This is a genomic window from Sphingomonas aerolata (genome assembly GCF_023935825.1).
Classification (GTDB): Bacteria; Pseudomonadota; Alphaproteobacteria; order Sphingomonadales; family Sphingomonadaceae; genus Sphingomonas; species Sphingomonas aerolata.
In genome coordinates this window covers 2613704-2634333 of record NZ_CP098762.1, presented here as the reverse complement: position 1 = coordinate 2634333, position 20630 = coordinate 2613704, and the positions used below count along the sequence as shown (strand labels likewise).

16 protein-coding genes are annotated in these 20630 nt (G+C 66.7%); 10 read left to right on the top strand and 6 right to left on the bottom strand.

The genetic code is table 11. The features are described 5' to 3' along the window. Positions 1-43: 43 nt before the first annotated feature. The 4 genes from NEF64_RS11920 to yaaA form a co-directional block, all read right to left on the bottom strand. Positions 44-394, bottom strand: a complete 351-nt coding sequence (locus tag NEF64_RS11920) for a DUF952 domain-containing protein (protein ID WP_056407676.1) — start codon at positions 392-394, stop codon at positions 44-46. Next, positions 391-3171: a DNA gyrase subunit A gene (gene gyrA, locus NEF64_RS11915; protein WP_056407678.1), complete on the bottom strand. Its 2781-nt coding sequence runs from the start codon at positions 3169-3171 to the stop codon at positions 391-393. Before gyrA ends, NEF64_RS11920 begins: the two co-directional genes overlap by 4 nt. Positions 3172-3369: 198 nt before the next feature. Continuing rightward, positions 3370-4056 carry an SDR family NAD(P)-dependent oxidoreductase gene (locus NEF64_RS11910; RefSeq protein ID WP_056408676.1) on the bottom strand — a complete coding sequence of 229 codons (687 nt, stop codon included), beginning with the start codon at positions 4054-4056 and terminating at the stop codon, positions 3370-3372. Beyond that, a complete protein-coding gene (gene yaaA / locus NEF64_RS11905) occupies positions 4053-4802 on the bottom strand; it encodes a peroxide stress protein YaaA (protein ID WP_056407680.1) in 750 nt (249 codons plus the stop codon). The genes NEF64_RS11910 and yaaA overlap by 4 nt, the downstream gene beginning before the upstream one ends. Positions 4803-4965: 163 nt before the next feature. On the opposite strand from yaaA, the gene NEF64_RS11900 reads away from it, so the two are divergent. Beyond that, positions 4966-6258, top strand: a complete 1293-nt coding sequence (locus tag NEF64_RS11900; protein WP_031393258.1) for a hypothetical protein — start codon at positions 4966-4968, stop codon at positions 6256-6258. Between the two features lie 100 nt (positions 6259-6358). Here the strand turns inward: NEF64_RS11900 and NEF64_RS11895 are convergent, their stop codons facing one another. Beyond that, positions 6359-6826 carry an Lrp/AsnC family transcriptional regulator gene (locus tag NEF64_RS11895; protein ID WP_031393257.1) on the bottom strand — a complete coding sequence of 156 codons (468 nt, stop codon included), beginning with the start codon at positions 6824-6826 and terminating at the stop codon, positions 6359-6361. A gap of 237 nt (positions 6827-7063) precedes the next feature. Here NEF64_RS11895 and NEF64_RS11890 point away from each other — a divergent pair, with 237 nt between their 5' ends. From NEF64_RS11890 to NEF64_RS11880, 3 genes are read left to right on the top strand one after another with little or no spacing between them, the layout of a single operon-like run. After that, a complete protein-coding gene (locus NEF64_RS11890; RefSeq protein ID WP_056408678.1) occupies positions 7064-8839 on the top strand; it encodes a histidine kinase dimerization/phospho-acceptor domain-containing protein in 1776 nt (591 codons plus the stop codon). After that, a complete protein-coding gene (locus NEF64_RS11885; RefSeq protein ID WP_056407682.1) occupies positions 8836-9822 on the top strand; it encodes a polysaccharide deacetylase family protein in 987 nt (328 codons plus the stop codon). Before NEF64_RS11890 ends, NEF64_RS11885 begins: the two co-directional genes overlap by 4 nt. Next, a complete protein-coding gene (locus tag NEF64_RS11880) occupies positions 9819-10385 on the top strand; it encodes a DNA-3-methyladenine glycosylase I (protein WP_261362603.1) in 567 nt (188 codons plus the stop codon). Before NEF64_RS11885 ends, NEF64_RS11880 begins: the two co-directional genes overlap by 4 nt. Before the next feature lie 20 nt (positions 10386-10405). Here NEF64_RS11880 and NEF64_RS11875 read toward each other — a convergent pair whose 3' ends face one another. Further along, entirely contained in the window at positions 10406-10675 is a 270-nt protein-coding gene (locus NEF64_RS11875; RefSeq protein ID WP_031439915.1) for a hypothetical protein, read from the bottom strand. Positions 10676-10806: 131 nt separating this feature from the next. Here NEF64_RS11875 and NEF64_RS11870 point away from each other — a divergent pair, with 131 nt between their 5' ends. From NEF64_RS11870 to NEF64_RS11845, 6 genes are all read left to right on the top strand, one after another. Continuing rightward, entirely contained in the window at positions 10807-13023 is a 2217-nt protein-coding gene (locus tag NEF64_RS11870; RefSeq protein ID WP_056407684.1) for a ribonuclease R family protein, read from the top strand. 71 nt (positions 13024-13094) lie between these two features. Further along, a complete protein-coding gene (gene lepA / locus NEF64_RS11865) occupies positions 13095-14918 on the top strand; it encodes a translation elongation factor 4 (RefSeq protein WP_031395119.1) in 1824 nt (607 codons plus the stop codon). 136 nt (positions 14919-15054) lie between these two features. Next, positions 15055-18453, top strand: coding sequence for a trifunctional glycoside hydrolase family 18/polysaccharide deacetylase/glycosyltransferase family 2 protein (locus tag NEF64_RS11860; protein WP_252573772.1), 3399 nt, complete (start codon positions 15055-15057; stop codon positions 18451-18453). 75 nt (positions 18454-18528) lie between these two features. After that, positions 18529-19290, top strand: coding sequence for a molybdate ABC transporter substrate-binding protein (modA, locus tag NEF64_RS11855; protein ID WP_107045950.1), 762 nt, complete (start codon positions 18529-18531; stop codon positions 19288-19290). Next, complete coding sequence (gene modB / locus NEF64_RS11850; RefSeq protein WP_043157977.1) at positions 19291-19995, top strand: molybdate ABC transporter permease subunit; 705 nt, start codon at positions 19291-19293, stop codon at positions 19993-19995. It abuts the gene before it with no gap. Then, entirely contained in the window at positions 19985-20584 is a 600-nt protein-coding gene (locus NEF64_RS11845) for an ATP-binding cassette domain-containing protein (RefSeq protein WP_031395669.1), read from the top strand. Before modB ends, NEF64_RS11845 begins: the two co-directional genes overlap by 11 nt. The last annotated feature ends 46 nt before the right edge of the window (positions 20585-20630 follow it).

Genomic DNA, 20630 nt, shown 5'->3' with positions numbered 1-20630 from the left:
TTTGCCTGCCACCTCCCCCTGGCGGGGGAGGATGGTCAGGGCTTCAGCCGGCTACGGGAAGCTTCACCTGGCCGGCATCGTCGCGTTCGAGCGGGCCGTAGGACAGCACCGTCTCGAGCAGGAGCGGGCCGTTATAGATGTGCGGGAAGAGCTGGCCGCCGCGCGACTCTTCCCATGTCACGTCGTCGCCGATCGCTTCGAGATCGACTGCGGCGACGTACAGGTCGGACTGGCCGGTGAAATGCTTGTCGACCGTCTCGGTCAGCTGCGCCGCGGTCGACAGGTGAATATACCCATCGGCCAGATCGACCGGCGCGCCGGCGAAGCTGCCGCTTTCCAACGACGCCAGCTGCTCGCCCGTCAGCACCTTGTAGGCGATAGGATCGCGGCTCATTCGCCGTCCCCCTGGCCTTCGGTCGGATCGCCCGCTGCCGTGTCCTCGCCGATCGTCGCGCCGGTGTCGGGCGCCAGCTCTGGCGTTGCGTCGGCCAGGTTCACTTCGGCGTCTTCCTCGGTCTCCTCGATCCGTGCGGCCGAGACCACATGCTCGCCCTTCGCCACGTCGAACAGCTTCACGCCGGCCGAATTACGGCTGATAACGCGCAGCGATGCAAGCGTCGTGCGGATCAGCTTGGCCTGGTTGGTCACCAGCATCAGCTGATGGCCCTTGGCCGCGGCGAAGCTCGCCACGACCTGACCGTTGCGCGCGATGTTGTCGATGTTGGTGATACCCTGACCACCACGCCCCGTGCGACGATAGTCGTACGCGCTCGACAGCTTGCCATAGCCGTTCTCGCAGACCGTCAGGATGAACTGCTCGCGATCCTTGAGATCATTGTAGCGCTCGTCGCCCATCCCGTGATCACCCTCGCGCTCGCCCTTCCAGGGGGCGAATTTGAGGTACGTCTCGCGCTCTTCGGGCGTCGCGCCGACACGGTGGAGGACTGACAGCGAGATGACCTCGTCGTCGCCCTTCAGCGTCACGCCGCGCACGCCCGTCGATGTGCGGCTCTGGAACTCGCGGACATCGTCGCCGGCAAAGCGGATCGCCTTGCCGAGCCGCGTCGCGAGCAGCACGTCGTCATGCTCGGTGAGCAGCGCGACGCCGATCAGCTTGTCCTCCGAACCCTCTTCGAAGCGCATCGCGATCTTGCCGTTCGACGGCACGTTGGTGAACGCATCCATCGCGTTGCGGCGGACGAGCCCGCGCTGCGTCGCGAACATCACGTGGAGGCGGCTCCACTCGCTCAGATCCTCCGGCAGCGGAAGCACGGTCGAGATCGTCTCGCCCGGCGCCAGCGGCAACAGGTTGATCATCGGCCGGCCACGCGTGGCAGGGCCACCCTCGGGCAGGCGCCAGACCTTGTAGCGATAGACCTTGCCGAGGTTCGAGAAGAACAGCACCGGCGTGTGCGTCGAGGTGACGAACAGCTCGGTGACGACATCCTCGTCCTTGGTCGACATGCCCGCGCGGCCCTTGCCGCCGCGTGCCTGCGCACGGAACGTGTCGAGGCTGGTGCGCTTGATATAGCCCTGCATGGTCACGGTGACGACCATGTCCTCGCGCTCGATCAGATCCTCGTCATCGATGCCGTTGGCGGCCGCGGCGATCTCGGACCGGCGCGGGGTCGCGAATTCGTCACGGATCGCGATCAGCTCTCCGCGCATCACCTCGTACAGCTTGGCGCGGTCGGCGAGGATGTGGAGCAGTTCGGCGATCGATGCCGCGAGCGTCTTCAGTTCGTCGCCGATCTCGTCGCGGCCGAGCGCGGTGAGGCGGTGGAGACGCAGATCGAGGATCGCGCGGACCTGCGGCTCGGACAGCTTGTAGATGCCCTCCTGCTGCTTGTCCTCGACCGCCTCGACCAGCGCGATGTACGGCGCGATTTCAGCGACCGGCCATTCGCGCGCGAGCAGCTTGCCGCGGGCTTCGGCGGGGCTCGACGATCCGCGGATGATGCGGACGACTTCGTCGAGGTTGGTGACGGCAATGACGAGGCCGAGCAACAGATGCGCGCGCTCGCGAGCCTTGGCGAGCTCGAACTTCGAGCGGCGCGTGATGACCTGTTCGCGGAAGGTGATGAACGCGCCGATGATGTCGCGCAGGTTGAGAAGCTCGGGACGGCCGCCGCGAATAGCGAGCATGTTGGCGGGGAAGCTCGACTGCGCGGGGGTGTGCCGCCAGAGCTGGTTGAGCACCACGTCAGGGGTCGCATCGCGCTTCAGGTCGATGACGATGCGCACGCCCATGCGGCTCGACTCGTCGCGAATGTCGCTGACGCCCTCGATACGCTTGTCCTTGGCGGCTTCGGCAATCTTCTCGACCAGGCCGTTCTTGCCGGTCTGAAACGGGATTTCGGTGAGGACGATCGAGCGACGGTCGCCCTTGCCCTCCTCGACGACGTGGCGCGAGCGGACGATGATCGAGCCGCGGCCGGTCTCGTAGGCGGACTTCGCACCCGCACGGCCGAGAATGATCGCGCCGGTCGGGAAGTCGGGCCCGGGGACGATCTCGAACAGTTCCTCGGTCGTGATCGCGCCATTGTCCATATAGGCAAGGCACGCGGCGATCACTTCGCCGAGGTTATGCGGCGGGATGTTGGTCGCCATGCCGACCGCGATGCCGCCCGCGCCGTTGACGAGCAGGTTGGGGAAGCGCGCCGGCAGCACCGACGGCTCGCGCTCCGACCCGTCATAATTGGGCGTGAAGTCGACCGTGTCCTTGTCGAGGTCGCCGAGCAGCGCGTTGGCGACCTTGCCAAGGCGGGCCTCGGTGTAGCGCATCGCCGCGGGTGGATCGGGATCCATCGAGCCGAAGTTGCCCTGACCGTCGATCAGCGGCACGCGCATCGACCAGTCCTGCGTCATGCGGGCCAAGGCGTCGTAGATCGAGCTGTCGCCGTGCGGGTGATATTTACCCATCACGTCACCGACGATACGCGCCGACTTGCGATACGGCTTGCCCGCGACGAAGCCGCTTTCGTGCGCGCCGTAGAGGATGCGGCGATGGACGGGCTTCAAGCCGTCGCGGACGTCGGGGAGCGCGCGCGCGACGATTACGCTCATCGCATAGTCGAGATAGCTCGACTTCATCTCGTCGACGATCGAGATGGTGGCAATGCCGGCTGGCTCGCCGCCGGTGGGTTCGGCGAGCATGGTCTCGTCGGTCAAATCTGAGGGCTTTCGGCTTGTTTCGGTACGATGACACACCTTAGCCGAGGGGGGACCACCTTACTACCCCCGCGCACGCGTACGCGCGGGGAGAGGAGAGGTTTCATCGGTATCTGCGGGTGATTGCGGGTTGTCGGCACGATGCGTTTTACCAGCGTTCGCCGGGGTGACGGACTTCAGGGCGGGCGAAGGCCCGGGTCAGGGGGTAATCTCGACCCCGTCCCAGGCGAACAGCTTCCCGCTGTCGGGCGCGCGGAGGCCGTCGATCACGTCGAGCAGCTGGACCGCCGCCCGGTCAGGCTTGAACAGCGTGCCGGGCGTCACATTGCCCTGGAACGGCTGCGACAGACCGGTGTCGACCGTACCCGGATGCAGCCCGACGACGATGCCGCTCGAATTGCGCCGCTTGTCCTCGATCGCGATCGTCCGGACGAGCTGGTTGAGCGCCGCCTTCGACGCGCGATAACCGTACCAGCCGCCGAGCTTGTTGTCGCCGATGCTGCCGACCCGCGCCGAGAGGACCGCGAACACGATCCGCCCCGCCTTGGGCATCGTCGGCAGGAAATGCTTGGCGACCAAAGCGGGACCGATCGCATTGATCGCGAAGTTGCGCGCCATCCACACCGGATCGAGATCACGCATCGCCTTTTCCGGCCCCTTGTCGCCCGCATGGAGCAGGCCCGTCGCGACGATCACGAGCGTCGGCGACCCGACCTTCGTCGCCGCAGCAGCGATGCTCGCTTCATCCTCCAGGTCCAGATGGCGATCGCCATCGGCCGATCGCGAGAAGCCGTGGACGGCATCGAACGTGCCCTCGTCGCGCAGCGCCTCTTCCAGCGCCTTGCCGATCCCGCCCGAGGCGCCGATGACGACCGCGCTGCTCATCGGCGCACGAACCGCCACTGCGCGTCGGTGCTGCCCGCCGCGTCATAGGCATAGCCGTCGGTGTCGAAGCCCTTCATCCCCTCGATATCGTCGATGCGGTGCTCAAGCATCCAGCGCGCCGCCATCCCGCGCGCCTTCTTGGCGTGGAAGCTGACAAATTTCTGGGCCTCCCCCTCGCGGAAATCGAACGCGACGACGCGGATCCCGGCTGGCAGCTTGCCGTCCGCCGCCGCCCAATATTCCTGGCTGGCGAGATTGAGGATCGTCCCGGAGCCTTCAGCCTCGACGTCTTCGGCAAGAAGCTTTGCGATCCGATCGCGCCACCAGTCGGTCAGCTTCTTCTGACGGGGCGCCCAGCGCGTCCCCATTTCGAGCCGATAGGGGCGCATCGCGTCGAGCGGACGGAGCAGGCCGTAAAGACCCGACAGCATGCGCAGATGATCCTGAGCATAGTCCACCGCCGCCTCGTCGAGCGTCTTTGCATCGAGCCCGGTATAGACGTCACCCGCGAACGCGAACAGCGCGGGGCGTTCGGGCAGCGTGTCGAAATCGCCGAACCGGTCGGCATTGAGCTTCGCGAGCGCCGGCGAGATGTGCATCAGCTCGCTCAGCCGCTTCTGCGTCAGATGCGCCGCCGCATGCGCCAGCGTCGTCGCCTCGTCGGCGAACCGCGGCTGGGTGGGGGTGACGGGGGGCAGGGCCGTCTCATAGTCGAGCGTCTTGGCGGGCGAGAGGACGGCGATCATGCGGGTCACCTAGCCGTGCAACCCGGCGCGTTCAATCGGCGTTCAGTGCGCGAGACACATAAGGCGTGTCTTCACCCTGATTCCCGCTGCTTGCTTGAACGCAATCGGCCACACCCATATAGCGTCGCGCCAAGTCGCAGATACGCACGAGGAGAGTTCCCGCATGAAGACCATTTCGAAACTCGCACTGGCCGCGGTGCTCGCCACCGGGGTGAGCGGCATGGCACTTAGCGTTCCGGCCATGGCCAAGGACAAGAAGGAAGAGGCCAAGGGCGGTCTCAAGCTGAGCCCCGAGGTCCTGAAGGCCGCGCAGGTCGCACAGCCCGCGATCGCCGCGAAGGATTTCGCCACCGCAGAGCCCGCGCTCGCGCAGATCGACGCAGCCGCGAAGACCGACGACGACAAATATATCGGCGCCGCGCTGCGCTATGATCTGGAACAGCAGAAGCTGGCCGCCGCACAGGCCGCCAACCCCAATGCTCCGATCAACGAGACGGTCTTGGCCGGGCCGCTCGACGTGCTGATCGCCAATCCCAGCACGCCTGCCGACATGCGCGGGCGCTACACCTATCGTCGCGGCGCGCTCGCGTTCAACGGCAAGCAGTATCCGGTCGCGATCCAGTATTTCCAGAAGGCCAAGGCGCTCGGCTTCACCGATCCCAACCTCGACCTCCAGATCGTCAAGGCGAAGATGGAAAGCGGCGACGTGAAGAGCGGCCTCGCCGATCTCGACGCCTCGGTGACGGCATCGACTGCGGCGGGCCAGAAGGCACCTGAGGATTTCTATCGTTATGCGATCAGCAAGGCCAATGCCGCCAAGCTGAAGCCCGAGACCTTTGCTTGGTTGCAGAAATACGCGGTCGCCTATCCGTCGCCCAAGACGTGGCGCGACGTGATCGTGACGTTCGGCCTTCAGCAGAACGGCGTCGTCACGCTCGACGAGACGCAGAAGATCGACCTGTTCCGGCTGATGCGCCAGACCAAGTCGCTGGCCGATCAGAACGATTATCTTGAATATGCGGACAGCGTGAACCGTCGCGGTCTGCCGAGCGAGGCGCAGGCCGTGCTCAAGGAAGGCATGGCTGCGGGCAAGATCCCTGCGACCAACACCATGGCGAAGACCCTGCTGGCGGATACCGGCACGGCGATCCGCAACGACGGCCCCTTGTCCGGGCTCGAGAAGAAGGCCGCGAGCAACGCCGATGGCAAGCTGGCTGCCGGCACCGCTGATGCCTATCTCGGTCAGGATAACTACGCCAAGGCGATCGAACTCTATCGCCTTGCGCTCAGCAAGGGCGGCGTGAATGCCGATGACGTCAACCTGCATCTCGGCATCGCGCAGGCGAAGTCGGGCGACAAGGCTGGTGCCGCGACCTCGTTCGCAGCGGTGAAGACCACGCCGCGTCTGGAGACGGCGCAGCTCTGGTCGGCCTGGATGAACGCCCCCGCCGCCTGAGGGAGTGGCAGGAATGGAAAAGGGGGCGGCAGCGATGCCGTCCCCTTTTTTTGTGCCCCGCGTCGGAGGGGTCGCCGCGGATGCGGCGTTGAGCTTGAGTCTAGTCGAGCGTGACGGGAATGCCCGACAGCGCCTTGGCAGTGCGGATCGTCAGCGAGGTCTTCACGCTGGCGACATTGGGGGCAGGGGTCAGGTGCGTGGTCAGGATTTCCTGGAAGCTCTTCAGGTCGGCGGCGACGATCTTCAGGATGAAGTCGATCTCGCCGTTGAGCATGTGGCATTCCCGGATCTCGGGGATGTCGGCGATGTGCGTTTCGAACGCGGCCAGGTCGTGCTCGGCCTGGCTGCGCAAGCTGACCATCGCGAAGACGGTGATCGGGAAGCCAAGGCGGCCGGCGTCGAGGTCGGCATGATAGCCGCGGATCGCGCCCGCTTCTTCCAGCGCTCGGACGCGGCGCAGGCATGGCGGCGCGGTCAGCCCGACCTGGTCTGCTAGGTCGACATTGGTCATCCGACCGTCGGCCTGCAGAAGCGACAGGATCTGACGATCGATCCGGTCAAAACTCATTACGTGTAACTCCCATGAAACGCGTCAAACACGGCGATCGACCCTCCATAGCGATAAGATTGTTGCGGCGAAACGCAATTGTCCCACATCGCCACGGCATAACCATGCACGCCAATTCTGTTGTTCCTTCCAAGGCCGCGTCGGGGTATGACACCTTGATGACGCAGGCGGTGCAGCGTCCATTCGGGGAACTCCGTGCGCTTCGACGACAGCCTGAAGACCGTGCTATCTGCCGACATGGCCACGGATTTCGGTGCTCAATCGGCGTGGCGTCAGATGGTCGACCTGATCGGCCGCGGGCGTAGCCCGGCCGATGCTGAGTCGCTGGCCCGGTTGCAGGCGCTGCGCAAGCTGGTCCCCGACACGGTTCGCGCGGCAAGCGCGCGCGCGCTGGCGTTCGCGAAGCCCGATGTCGCACTGGTAGGGTTTTTTGCCGAAGACACCTTGGCGATCGCCGCCCCCGTGTTGCGGACCGCGATGCTGCCGGCGGATGACTGGCTTGCTCTGCTGCCTCAGCTGACCCCGGCGGGCCGATCCGTCCTGCGGCATCGGCGAGATCTGCCCGACCCCGTCTGTCGCGGTCTTGAGAGTTTCGGGTCGACCGATTTCGTCCTCGCGCATCATCCGGCCCCATCCGACGTTGCTCCCGCGATCAACCCCGGTGCAGAGGTGCAGCTTTCTGTCGATGACGTGGTGCCCGCACCTGCCGTCGAGGCTCCAGCGGAATCACCGTCGTGTCCGACCATGCCGCGCACCGCGTCGCCCTTTGTCACGCTCGGCGCAATTACGCGCGGTCTGCCGGTCGTGGCCGAAGCGCTGCGTCACGCGGCGGTACCGGCGACCGACGCCGCGCCCGAGCCCGTCGCGAAGCCCGAGCGGTTCGAAATTTCCGACCTCGTCAAACGCATCGACGCGTTCAATCGCGATCGGATCGTGCCTGACGCGACGGACTTTGCCGCGGAGGTTGCCGACAGCTTCCGCTACGAAACCGATCCGACGGGCGTGATCCGCTGGGTCGACGGCGTGTCGCGCACGGCGCTGGTTGGCGCCTCGCTGGCCTATGCCGCCGTTCAGGGTGAGGTTCAGATCGACGGAGTCGCGGCAGGCGCCTACCGGCGGCGCTCCGCCTTCGACGCGGCGCGGCTCCAGATTGGCGGTTTGTCGAGCGCTGCCGGTGCATGGCGTATTTCGGGTGTCCCGGCCTTCGATCCCGCATCGGGGCGGTTTACCGGGTTTCGCGGCACCGCGCGCCGGCCGCGCCGCGACGAGGTCGCGTCGCTCGGGGAGCCGTTGGCCGCGCCCAAGTCGCCGGTTTCCGATTCGTTGCGGCAACTGGTGCACGAGTTGCGCACGCCGACCAATGCGATTGCGGGCTTCGCCGAACTGATCGAGACCGAATTGCTCGGCCCGGTCCCTGCAACCTATCGCGAACGTGCGGCGATGATCCGGAGCCAGGCGTCCGAACTGCTGGCCGCGATCGAGGATCTGGATACCGCGGCACGGATTGAAGGCGACGCGCTCGAGCTGCGCCCGACGATCGTGCCCGTCCTGCCGTTGCTCGACGGCGTGGTGCGTGACCTCGCACCGCTGGCAGCGTTGCGCGGTGCCCAGGTCGTCATCGATCCGTCAGCGGCCCATTGCGACATCGCCGGTGACGACCTTGCGGTCGAACGGCTGGTGGGGCGCCTGCTGGCGACCCTCGTATCGGCCTGCAGCGCGGACGAGATGCTGATGGTCGCGGTCCTGTGCTGCGGCGATACGGTGGCGCTGCGCTTCGATCGGCCTCGCGCGATGGCGGTGCACGACACGAACATCCTGCTGAGCATCGACAACGACCGCGGTCACGAGCGCGATGGCGCCCCGTTGCTGGGTACCGGATTTGCGCTGCGGCTGGCGCAGAATTTTGCGGTCGAACTGGGTGGGCACATGGCGTTCGAGTCCGAACACATCATCCTCACGCTACCTGCCGTCGCGGCCGAACGGATGGAGCGCGTTCTCGACCGGTTTCGGTGAACGGCGCGCGGTACAGGCTGGCTTCACCGCCGGAGCCCATCGTCTGGCGGCCGGGTTTTGGCCCGCGCTACACGCTGTTCGTCGATGTCGAGGAGCAGTTCGACTGGAACGCGCCATTCGAGCGTACGCGACATTCGACGAGTGCGATGGCGGCATTCCCCGAGGCGCATGCACGTTTCCGTGAGCAGGGCGTAGCGCTGACCTGTCTGGTCGACTATCCGATCGTCGATGACCCCGCCGCCGTTGAAATCCTCCGCACCGTCGTTGCCGATGGCCGGTCTGAGATCGGCGCGCAGTTGCACCCCTGGGTCAACCCGCCCTTTGGAGAGCCGCTGACCCCGGCGATGAGCTTTGCGGGCAATCTTCCCGAAGGCCTCGAAGCCGCGAAGCTCCGCTTGCTCACCGACGCGATTGCCACGGCGTTCGGTCGACGCCCGCGTGCTTATCGCGCCGGTCGCTACGGGGTTGGCCCGGACACGGTCGCGGCACTCACGGCGCTCGGCTACCGCGTCGATAGCTCGGTCCGGCCCGGCTATGACTATTCAGCCGAGGGCGGGCCCGACTTTTCATTGAGTGATCCGCGTCCCTGCCGCCGGGGCGCGCTCCTCAGCGTGCCGTTGTCGACGTTGTATGTCGGCGCGCTGCGTGGTCACGGTGCGGGACTGTACCGCGCGCTGGGGCGAGTGCCCTATGCGCGCGGTGTCGCGTCGCGACTGGGGCTGTTGTCGCGGGTCGCGTTGACGCCGGAGGATATGCCGATCGGCGCCGCGCTGGAGGCGGTGACGATCGCGGTGGGCGAGGGGGTCGAATTGCTCAACTTCGCGTTCCATTCGCCGTCGCTCGTCCCCGGCAACACGCCCTATGTCCGCGACACCGCCGATCTGCGCACGTTCCATGACTGGTGGTCGGCGATGCTGACCCGGCTCGACCGGCTGGGCGTGCGCAATGCGTCGCTCGACGAAATCCTGGAGAATGCCCTGTGACGACGTCCGCTTCGCGCTGTGGCTGGGCGGGGCACGATCCGCTGATGTGCGCCTATCACGACACCGACTGGGGCGTTCCTGAACGCGACGGACGCGCGCTATGGGAAAAGCTCATGCTCGACGGTTTCCAGGCGGGGCTTGCCTGGATCACCGTGTTGCGCAAGCGCGAGGCGTTTCGCGCCGCCTTTGCCGGGTTCGACCCGGAACAGGTCGCGCGCTTCGACGAGGCGGACATCGCCCGGCTGATGGGGAACGCCGGCATCATCCGGTCGCGGGCCAAGATCGTGTCGACGATCGGCGGCGCGCTCGCGGTCCTCACGATGCGCGATGCGGGGCTGGATTTCGCGACCTATTGCTGGTCGTTTACCGATGGCAAGGTGCTGATCGGCGACGGTGCCAAGCTGGTGACGCAATCGCCGCTATCGGCCCAAATCGCGGCCGATCTCAAGAGTCGCGGGTTCAAGTTCGTCGGTCCGACGATCGTCTATGCCTGGATGCAGGCGGTCGGGATCGTCAATGATCACGAAACCAAGTGCTTCCGACGCGCGGAGCTCGGCGGCTAGGACGCGACAGGTCGGCGCGGTCAGAACGCGCGACGGTGCTTTCCGCCATAGCGACGGCCGATATAGTCGCCGATATGCGCGACCTCTATCGCCGCTTCGCGCACTGCGCCGTTCTGGCAAGGCATCGGGTCGCTGGCCGGTTCGGCGGCGCGGCGCTGGACCGTGGCGCAAAGCTCCTCGATGTCGGCGCGCGACAGGATGTTCTTCTCGCGCAACAGGCAGATCAGGCTTTGCAGGATGACGAGGTTCTTGTCCTCGGGATCGGCTTCGAGCCGTAGCGGCGTCGTCACTGTCTCTCTCCTTATGTTTATCCGGTGATGATATGCTCATGAGGTTCAGGCGCAAGGATTGATTTTCGCTGTGTTGCAAAGGCTTGCCGGTAACGGGTGACGCATCGCCCAACGCACCCTATCTGGTGGGGATGTACAAACCGAAAGCCGGTCTTCCGACCCGCCAGCAGATCCTGGACTTCATCGCGTCGTCGGACGTCCCCGCGGGTAAACGCGAAATCGCCAAGGGCTTCGGCCTGAGTGCGCAGGACAAGATCGGACTGAAGGCGTTGCTGAAGGACATGGCGGACGAGGGGCTGATCGACAGCGCTCCCGGCCGCGCGTTTCACAAGATGGGCGGCGTGCCCAAGGTCACTGTGCTGCGGATCGCCGATGTTGACGATGCGGGCAATGTCTGGGCGGTCCCCGAGCGCTGGGAGGCCGAGGGCGTGCCACCGCCGCGGCTGCGCGTGCGCGAACGCAAGCGCGGTGCGCTGGGGGTCGGCGAGCGGATCCTCGCGCGGACCGAGGAGGCCGGCAATGGCTGGACCGCGCATCCGATGAAGGTGCTCGCGCCCGCGTCCGAACAGGTGCTGGGCGTGCTGCGCGAGGAGGCGGGGCGGTTGTGGCTGACCGGAGTCGACAAGCGCGAGCGGCGTGAGTTCGCGGTCGCCGATGCCGGCGGCGCCGCGCCGGGCGATCTGGTGCTGGCCGAACTGGCGGGCAAGCCACCGCGGATCGCCGCGCGGGTCGTCAACAAGCTGGGCGACCCGTTCGCCGCGCGCAGTTTCTCGCTTATCGCGATCCACAAGCACGGCATCCCCGACGTGTTCGCGGTCGAGGCGATCGACGAGGCCAAGCGCGTCGCGCAGCTCCCGCTCGGCGACGACCGTGAGGATCTACGCCACCTGCCGATCGTCGCGATCGACCCGGAAGATGCGCGCGATCACGACGACGCGGTCTGGGCGCAGGCGGACGAGGATCCGGCCAATGCGGGCGGCTGGAAGGCGATTGTCGCGATCGCCGATGTCAGCTTCTACGTGCGGCCGAAGTCGGAAATCGACCGCGAGGCGCGACGTCGTGGCAATTCGGTCTATTTCCCCGACCGCGTCGTGCCGATGCTGCCCGAGATCCTGTCGGCGGACGTCTGTTCGCTGAAGGAGGGCGAGGATCGTGCCGCGCTCGCCTGTCATTTGGTGATCGGCAAGGACGGGTCGCTCAAGTCGTGGCGTTTCACCCGGGCAGTGGTGCGGATCGCGGCGAACCTCGCTTATGAGGAGGCGCAGGCGGCGATCGACGGCACGCTGGCGCTCGACATGACCGAGACGGTGCTGAAGCCCCTCTGGGGATGCTGGGCGTCGCTGGCGAAGGCCCGCGATGCACGAGCGCCGCTCGACCTCGACCTGCCCGAGCGGCGGGTGGTGCTCGACGAGAAGGGGCGGATCATGTCGGTTGCGCCACGCGAGCGGCTCGATGCGCACCGGCTGATCGAGGATTACATGATCGCGGCGAACGTTGCTGCGGCCAAGGCGCTCGAGGGCAAGAAGGCGCCGGTCATGTACCGCGACCACGAGCCGCCGAGCCGCGAGAAGCTGATGGCGCTGAAGGATTATCTCGAGACGTTCGGGGTGCCGTTCGCGCTGGGGCAGGTCATCCGGCCAGCGACGTTCAACCATGTGCTCGAGCGGATCGGCGATGCCGACTTCCGGCCGCAGGTGATGGAGCAGGTGCTGCGCACGCAGACCCAGGCCTATTACAGCCCCGCCAATCACGGGCATTTCGGGCTGGGGCTCGGCAGCTATGCGCATTTCACCTCGCCGATCCGCCGTTATGCCGATCTGATCGTGCATCGATCGCTGGTCGCGGCCTATGGCCTGGGGGCAGGCGGTCTGCCTGCCGAGGATGCAGCCGGGATGGAGGCGATCGGCGAGACGATCAGCCGGCTCGAACGCCGCGCGATGGAGGCGGAGCGCGACACGATCGACCGCTATGTCGCGTCCTTCCTGTCCGAACGCGTCGGCCAGATCATGGAAGTGCGGATTACCGGCGTCACCAATTTCGGATTCTTCGCGACGGTCGAGGGAATCGGCGGCGACGGACTGATGCCGGTGCGCGACCTTGGCGGCGAGTATTTCCGTTTCGACGAGGCGGCGCGGACGCTGGTCGGCGAGGATAGCGGCGACGTCTATGCGCAGGGGCAGATGCTCGACCTCAAGCTCGCCGAGGCGAACCCGGTATCGGGCGCGCTGCGCTTCGAAATGCCCGAGGGGAAAGGGGCCGCGGGACCAGCACGCGCGCGCAAGCCGGGCCGCGAGATCAAGCGGCGCGGGCGTCCGGCGAACATCCGGCACCAGGGAAAGCGACGCTGATTGTGATCCCCGTTGCCACAGATGATGCGGAAGCTTTGGCATAAGCCCGGCGAGGTGCTAACGGCGCGCGCATGACGACCGAATTGTCCCGCATCCGCAACTTCTCCATCATCGCGCATATCGACCATGGCAAGTCGACGCTCGCCGATCGACTGATCCAGCAAACCGGCGGTCTGACCGCGCGCGAAATGTCCGAGCAGGTGCTCGACAACATGGACATCGAGAAGGAACGCGGGATCACGATCAAGGCGCAAACCGTGCGCCTGGCCTACCGCGCGAAGGACGGCGAGGATTACGTCCTCAACCTGATGGACACGCCGGGACATGTCGACTTTGCCTATGAGGTGAGCCGCAGCCTCGCCGCATGCGAGGGCGCGCTGCTCGTGGTCGACGCGGCGCAGGGCGTCGAGGCGCAGACGCTCGCCAACGTCTATCAGTCGATCGAACATGATCACGAGATCGTGCCGGTCATCAACAAGATCGACCTGCCCGCCGCCGAGCCCGAGAAGGTCCGCAAGGAAATTGAGGACGTGATCGGCATCGACGCGTCCGGCGCGGTGCTGGCGTCGGCGAAGTCGGGCATCGGCATCGAGGACATCCTCGAGGCGATCGTCACCAAGATCCCGCCGCCCAAGGGCGATCCGGAGGCACCGCTGAAGGCCATGCTGGTCGACAGCTGGTACGATCCGTATCTCGGCGTCGTCATCCTCGTCCGCGTGATCGACGGCGTCCTGAAGAAGGGCCAGCAGATCAAGTTCATGCAGACCGGCACGATGCACCTGGTCGACCGGGTCGGGTGTTTCCGCCCCAAGATCGAGCAGCTGACCGAGCTGGGCACGGGCGAGATGGGCTTCATCACCGCGCAGATCAAAGAGGTCGCGCAGACCCGCGTCGGCGACACGATCACCGATGCGAAGCGGCCGGCGCTGGAAGCGCTGGCGGGCTTCAAGGAAGTCCAGCCGGTCGTGTTCTGCGGCATGTTCCCGGTCGATGCGGCCGAGTTCGAGAAGCTGCGCGAGTCGATCTCCAAGCTGCGCCTCAACGACGCGAGCTTCTCGTTCGAGATGGAGACGTCCGCGGCGCTGGGCTTCGGCTTCCGGTGCGGGTTCTTGGGGCTGCTCCATCTGGAGATCATCCAGGAGCGCCTGACGCGTGAGTATGACCTCGACCTCATCACCACCGCGCCGTCGGTGGTGTACGAGATCGAGCTGACCCACCCCGATCCCGCGGGCACGACGCATATCGAGTTGCACAACCCCGCCGACATGCCCGAGCCGAACAAGATCGCGACGATCAGCGAGCCGTGGATCGAGGCGACGATCTACGTCCCCGACGAATATCTCGGCAGCGTCCTCAAGCTCTGCCAGGACCGCCGCGGGATCCAGAAGAACCTGACCTATGTCGGCGGCCGCGCGCAGGCGACCTACGAGCTGCCGCTCAACGAGGTCGTGTTCGATTTCTACGACCGGCTGAAGTCGATGTCGAAGGGCTATGCGAGCTTCGACTATCACCAGATCGGCTATCGCGAGGGCGACCTCGTCAAGATGGGCATCCTGGTCAACGAGGAGCCGGTCGACGCTCTGAGCATGATCGTCCACCGCGGCACCGCCGAGGTACGGGGTCGCGGCATGGTCGAGCGGCTGAAGGACCTGATCCCGCGTCACCTGTTCAAGATCCCGATCCAGGCAGCGATCGGCGGCAAGGTGATCGCACGCGAGACGATCAGCGCGATGCGCAAGGACGTGACCGCCAAATGCTATGGCGGCGATGCGAGCCGCAAGAAGAAGCTTCTGGAAAAGCAGAAGAAGGGCAAGCTGAAGATGCGCGAATATGGGTCGGTCAGCATCCCGCAGGAGGCATTCATCGCCGCGCTGCGGATGGGCGACGACTCCTGAGCTCTACGGCTCGGCCGGACCGCAATATCAGGCCCCGCGCCACGAGGTGACGTGACGGATTTGTCATCGTCCCGATTGGTCACGGGCATGAATGGTGGTGCATGGCGCGCGATCCTGGGGTCGGATAGCGTTGGTCATGGCACTGCATCCTGTTTTCTACGACGCTAGCGGTCGGCGTCGTCGTCGTTTCGCATTGGGTGTCATCGCCTTCGTCGCGCTCGTCTTATTGTCGGTGGCGGTGTTCGCCGTGTCGATCGGCGCGGTCCCGGCGGCACCGTTACTGCCGTTCGAGCCCGAGCATCCCGGGCTTCACCGTCTTCCGGCACCGCATAGCGGCGTGATCGGGCGGGCGCAGCGCAGCATCGATTATTACGGCAAGGCACTGTTCGGCGGACCCACCGCGGGCGCCGGCAAGGCGGGTGCGAAGGGGGGCGTCGGACAGGCGCCGCGCGCGACCAACCCGCGGCTGGCCATCGCCTTCCACGTGCCCTGGGACGAATCGAGCGTGGCGAGCCTTGCCCGGCATGTCGAACAACTCGACTGGGTCATTCCCGGCTGGGTATCGGTGACCGGGGCCGACCACCGGATCACCGTGTTCCGCGATGTCGCGGGCCGCGCGGTGCTCAATCGCGCGATCCACCGCCCGGTGATCTTGCCCATGGTTCAGAACGCCAAGGACGGCGACTGGGACGGCGCGGGCAGCGCCGCGCTGTTTGCGGATGCGACCGCCCGGCGCGCCTTTCTCGATCGGCTGGTCCCGTTCCTCGCGGCGAACCATGCAGGCGGCGCCTTCTTCGATTTCGAGAGCCTGCCGGCGGGGGCGCAGGCGAACTACCGCCTGTTCCTTGCCGAGGCGAAGGCGCGGTTCGCGCCGCGCGGCTGGGTCGTCGCGATCGCCGCGCCGGTCGGGAACGCCGACTGGAACATGCGTGCCTATGCGCGCGTGACCGACAAGATCTTCCTGATGGCCTATGACGAGCATGAGACGAGCGGCCCCGCCGGGCCGATCGCATCGCAGCGCTGGTTCGCACGGTCGGTCGCGAATGCCGCGCGCGGTGTCGCCCCTTCCAAGCTGGTCGTTGCGTTCGGCTCCTATGCCTATGACTGGCATGACCGTGGCGGCGATGCGCTCGGCGTCGAGGAGGCATGGCAGGCCGCATCCGATTCAGGCACCGTCCCGACGTTCGACAAGGGCAGCGGCACCAGCAGCTTCGCCTATGCCGATGGCGGGACCCGGCATCTGGTATGGCTGCTCGATGCGGCGAGCGCGTATAACGACCTGGCCTTTCTTCAAAAGGCGGGGGTGCAAAGTTTCGCGCTGTGGCGGCTTGGGTCGGAGGATCCGGCGCTCTGGTCGATCTTTGGACGCGACCACCGCCGATTGCCCGATCCGCGTGCGATCAACACGACACCGGCCGGGACGAATGTCGATATCGAGGGCAATGGCGAGATCCTGAAGATCGGGTCGACGCCGGTTTCCGGGCTGCGTGATACGGTCGCGGCAGCCGATGGGACGATCGCGGACGTCCGCTTCACGCGCATGCCCTCGCCCTACGTCGTCCAGCGTACGGGCTACAGCCCGCGGGCGCTTGCGCTCACTTTCGACGATGGGCCCGACGCCGAATGGACGCCGCAGATCCTCGACATCGTCAAGCGCAAGCACGTGCCGGCGACGTTCTTCGTGGTGGGCGAGAATGCGCTGACGCAGCGGAGCCTGCTCGAACGCATGGTGGCCGAAGGGCATGAGGTGGGCAGCCACACCTATACACATCCCAATCTGGCTACCGTATCGGGGCGGCAGGTCGGGTTCGAGCTCAACACGACGCAGCGGCTGTTCCAGGCGTTCACCGGGCGATCGCTCCGCCTGTTCCGCGCACCCTATTTCGGCGATGCCGAGCCGAGTACCGCGGACGAGATCAAGCCCGCACTAGAAGCGCAGCAGCGCGGCTATGTATCGGTCGGCCTGCACGTCGATCCCGACGACTGGAAGCGTCCGGGCACCGCGGCGATCATCGACCGCACGATCGCACAGGTCGTGGAAGGATCGCCCGAACGCAGCGCCAACATCATCCTGCTGCACGATGCGGGTGGCAACCGTGCGCAGACCGTCGCGGCGCTGCCGGTGATCATCGATCGATTGCAGGCGATGGGCTATCACTTCGTGCCCGTCTCGGCGCTGGCCGGGCTGACGCGCGATGCGGCGATGCCGGTGATATCGTCGAGCGACCGGGTCGCGGCGGTCGCGGATCTTGCGCTGTTCAGCACGCTGGGTGGACTGGTAATCGGACTGCGCTGGATCTTCGGGATCGCGATCACGATCGGTATTCTTCGTGCGCTCGCGCTGTCGGCGCTGGCGCTGATCCAGGCACGCCGCGAATTGCGGACGGTGTTCCCCGCGATCGATCCAGCCCGATTCGTCACAGTCATGATCCCGGCGTTCAACGAGGAACGCGTGATCGTCCGCGCGGTCCAGGGCGTGCTGGCCTCGACCGACGTCGTGGTCGAGGTGATCGTGATCGACGACGGGTCGAGCGATGGCACGAGCCAGGCCGTCGCCACCGCCTTTGCCGGCGACGCGCGGGTACGGCTCATGACTCTGGCGAACGGCGGCAAGGCGCGGGCGCTGAACCGCGGGCTGGCCGCGGCGCGCGGTGACATCGTGATCGCACTCGACGCCGATACGCAGTTCGAGCCGCTGACGATCGCACGGCTGGCGCGGTGGTTCGACGACCCGGCGCTGGGGGCGGTCGCGGGCAATGCGAAGGTCGGCAACCGGGTCAATCTGATCACGCGCTGGCAGGCGCTCGAATATATCACGGCGCAGAATCTCGAGCGCCGGGCGCTTGCGCGGCTGAACGCGATGACGGTGGTGCCGGGCGCGGTCGGCGCGTGGCGACTGGCGGCAATCCGCGCGGTCGGCGGCTATCCCGACGATACGCTGGCCGAGGATCAGGATCTGACGATCGCGATCCAGCGCGCGGGCTGGACGGTCCAGTATGACCAGTTCGCGATCGCCTGGACCGAAGCGCCCGAGACGCTGCGCGCGCTCGCCAAGCAGCGGTTCCGCTGGGCGTTCGGGACGCTCCAGTGCCTGTGGAAGCACCGCTCGGCGATCGGCCGCAGCCAGCCGCGCGGGCTTGGCTGGGTCGGGCTGCCCCAGGCGATCGTGTTCCAGATCCTGCTGGCAGCGATCTCGCCGATCATCGACCTCGCGCTGCTCGTCAGTGTCGCAACGACCTATGTCGCGGTGTCGGCGCATGGCTGGGCACAGAGCAGCCATGACCTGCAGACCATGCTGACCTATTGGCTGGTCTTCACCGCGATCGATCTGCTCGCGGCGACGATCGCGTTCGCACTCGAGCGACGCGAGCGGTGGAGGCTGCTCTGGCTGCTGATCCCACAGCGGATCGGTTATCGGCAGGTGATGTACTATGTCGTGCTCAAGGCGCTCGCCCAAGCCCTGCGCGGACCGATGGTCGGCTGGGGCAAGCTGGCCCGGACGGGGCGCGTGACGGCGCCCTCCGGGGCGGAATGAACCCCATGTCCGTTGTGGCGTTCAGCGGGCGGCATATTATAGCGCCGTGATCATTGGCGGGCCTGAGGGGACATGATGAAGTATCCGGTATTGCTCGCCATGCTGGCCGTCGGCGGCGTGGCGACAGGCGCCGACGCTGCGCAGCGCGCGGCACCGCTGGTGCTGGCGGCGGCGAGCCTGCAGGAATCGATGACCGCGGCCGCCGATGCGTGGGCGGCGAAGGGGCATGTGCGCCCGACGATCTCGTTTGCGGCCTCGTCGGCGCTGGCACGGCAGGTCGAGGCCGGCGCGACCGCGGACCTGTTCGTGTCCGCGGACGAGGACTGGATGAATGAGCTGGCGAAGCGCCGCCTGATCGTCCCTGCGTCGCGCGTGACGTTCCTGGGTAACCGGCTGGTCGTCGCGGCGGCGGCGGGGACGACGGTGCGGATCCCGTCACGCCCGCCCGCCGCGCTGGCGCGGGTCCTGACAGCGGGGCCAATCGCGATGGCGGATACGCCCGTCCCTGCGGGGCGATACGGGCAGCAGGCACTTGAGGCGCTCGGCGTATGGAAACAGGTCGCGCCGCGCGTCGTGAGGGCCGAAAACGTCCGCGCGACGCTGGCGCTCGTCGAGCGCGGCGCGGCCCCCCTGGGGATCGTCTATGCGACCGACGCCAAGGCATCGACGCGTGTCAGGATCGCGGGCGTGTTTCCTGCATCGACGCATCCCGCCATCACCTATCCGATCGCCCGATTGACGACGTCGCGCAATCCGGAGGCCGAGGCGTTCCGCCGGTTCCTGACGTCGCGTCAGGGCAAGGCGATCTTCGTGCGTTACGGCTTTTCGGCGCGCTGAGTGACGGATGGGTTCGTCCTGACACCGGCGGAATGGGGGATCGTCGGTCTGTCGCTGAAGGTCGGCGCCGTCGCCATGCTGATCACATTGCCGATCGCGTTCGGCTTCGCCTGGCTGCTGGCGCGCGTGCGGTTTCCCGGGCGGATCCTCGTCGATGCGGTGATCCATCTGCCGCTTGTCGTGCCGCCGGTCGTGACGGGGTGGCTGCTGCTGCTCGCCTTTGCGCCGAACGGGCCGGTTGGGGCGTGGCTGCAGTCGTGGTTCGGGGTCAGTGTGCTGTTTCGCTGGACCGGGGCGGCGATCGCGGCGGGGGTCATGGCACTGCCGCTGATGGTGCGCGCGATGCGGCTGTCGATCGAGGCGGTCGATGCACGGCTCGAAAGTGCGGCGCGGACGCTGGGCGCGGGGCCTTGGCGGGTGTTCTGGACGGTCACGCTGCCGCTGAGCGTACCGGGCGTGCTCGCGGGCGCGGTGCTGGGCTTTGCGCGATCGATCGGCGAGTTCGGAGCGACGATCACCTTCGTCTCCAACGTGCCCGGCGAGACGCAGACGCTGCCCTTGGCGATCTATTCGGCGCTCCAGCAACCGGGCGCGGAGATGCTGGTGTGGCGGCTCTCGGCGATTTCCGTCGCGCTGTCGCTGATCGCACTGGTCGCGTCCGAGCTTCTGACGCGGCGCGCGGGCAGGGGGCTGCATGTCCTTTGAGATCGACGTCCGCAAGCGTTTGGGCGATGCCGAGGTCGCGCTGACGCTGGCGGCGGGCGACGGCGCGACCGTGCTGTTCGGACCGTCCGGCGTCGGCAAGACCAGCATCCTGAAGATGGTCGCCGGGCTGCTCACGCCCGACCAAGGCCGCATCGTCGTCGATGGCGTCACGCTGTTCGGGGAGGGTGTCAACCTGCCACCGGAACACCGCCGTGCGGGCTATGTATTTCAGGAGGCGCGGCTTTTCCCGCATCTGAAGGTGCGCGCTAACCTGCTGTACGGCGCCGGCCCTGACGCGTCGGGGTTCGAGGAGCGGATCGGCTTCCTGGGGATCGGGCATCTGCTCGACCGCTGGCCGCGGTCGCTCTCGGGAGGCGAAGCGCAGCGCGTGGCGATCGGCCGTGCATTGCTCAGCAACCCGCGCTTCCTGCTGCTCGACGAGCCGCTGGCGTCGCTCGACCGACCGCGTCGCGAGGAGATCGTCCGTGCGATCGAGCATCTGCGCGACGCGATGCGCCTGCCGATCCTGATGGTGACCCACGACCCCGACGAGGCCGCACGGATCGGCACCCGCGTCGTACGGATGTAGCGCAGGCATGAAAAAAGGCGGCCCGGGAAAACCCGGACCGCCCTTT

Coding starts and splice junctions, on each gene's coding strand:
- NEF64_RS11920 (WP_056407676.1), bottom strand. CDS start 394: ATGAGCCGCGATCCTATCGCCTACAAGGTGCTGACGGGCGAGCAGCTG.
- NEF64_RS11910 (WP_056408676.1), bottom strand. CDS start 4,056: ATGAGCAGCGCGGTCGTCATCGGCGCCTCGGGCGGGATCGGCAAGGCG.
- yaaA (WP_056407680.1), bottom strand. CDS start 4,802: ATGATCGCCGTCCTCTCGCCCGCCAAGACGCTCGACTATGAGACGGCC.
- NEF64_RS11900 (WP_031393258.1), top strand. CDS start 4,966: ATGAAGACCATTTCGAAACTCGCACTGGCCGCGGTGCTCGCCACCGGG.
- NEF64_RS11895 (WP_031393257.1), bottom strand. CDS start 6,826: ATGAGTTTTGACCGGATCGATCGTCAGATCCTGTCGCTTCTGCAGGCC.
- NEF64_RS11890 (WP_056408678.1), top strand. CDS start 7,064: ATGGCCACGGATTTCGGTGCTCAATCGGCGTGGCGTCAGATGGTCGAC.
- NEF64_RS11870 (WP_056407684.1), top strand. CDS start 10,807: ATGTACAAACCGAAAGCCGGTCTTCCGACCCGCCAGCAGATCCTGGAC.
- lepA (WP_031395119.1), top strand. CDS start 13,095: ATGACGACCGAATTGTCCCGCATCCGCAACTTCTCCATCATCGCGCAT.
- NEF64_RS11860 (WP_252573772.1), top strand. CDS start 15,055: ATGGCACTGCATCCTGTTTTCTACGACGCTAGCGGTCGGCGTCGTCGT.
- modA (WP_107045950.1), top strand. CDS start 18,529: ATGAAGTATCCGGTATTGCTCGCCATGCTGGCCGTCGGCGGCGTGGCG.
- NEF64_RS11845 (WP_031395669.1), top strand. CDS start 19,985: ATGTCCTTTGAGATCGACGTCCGCAAGCGTTTGGGCGATGCCGAGGTC.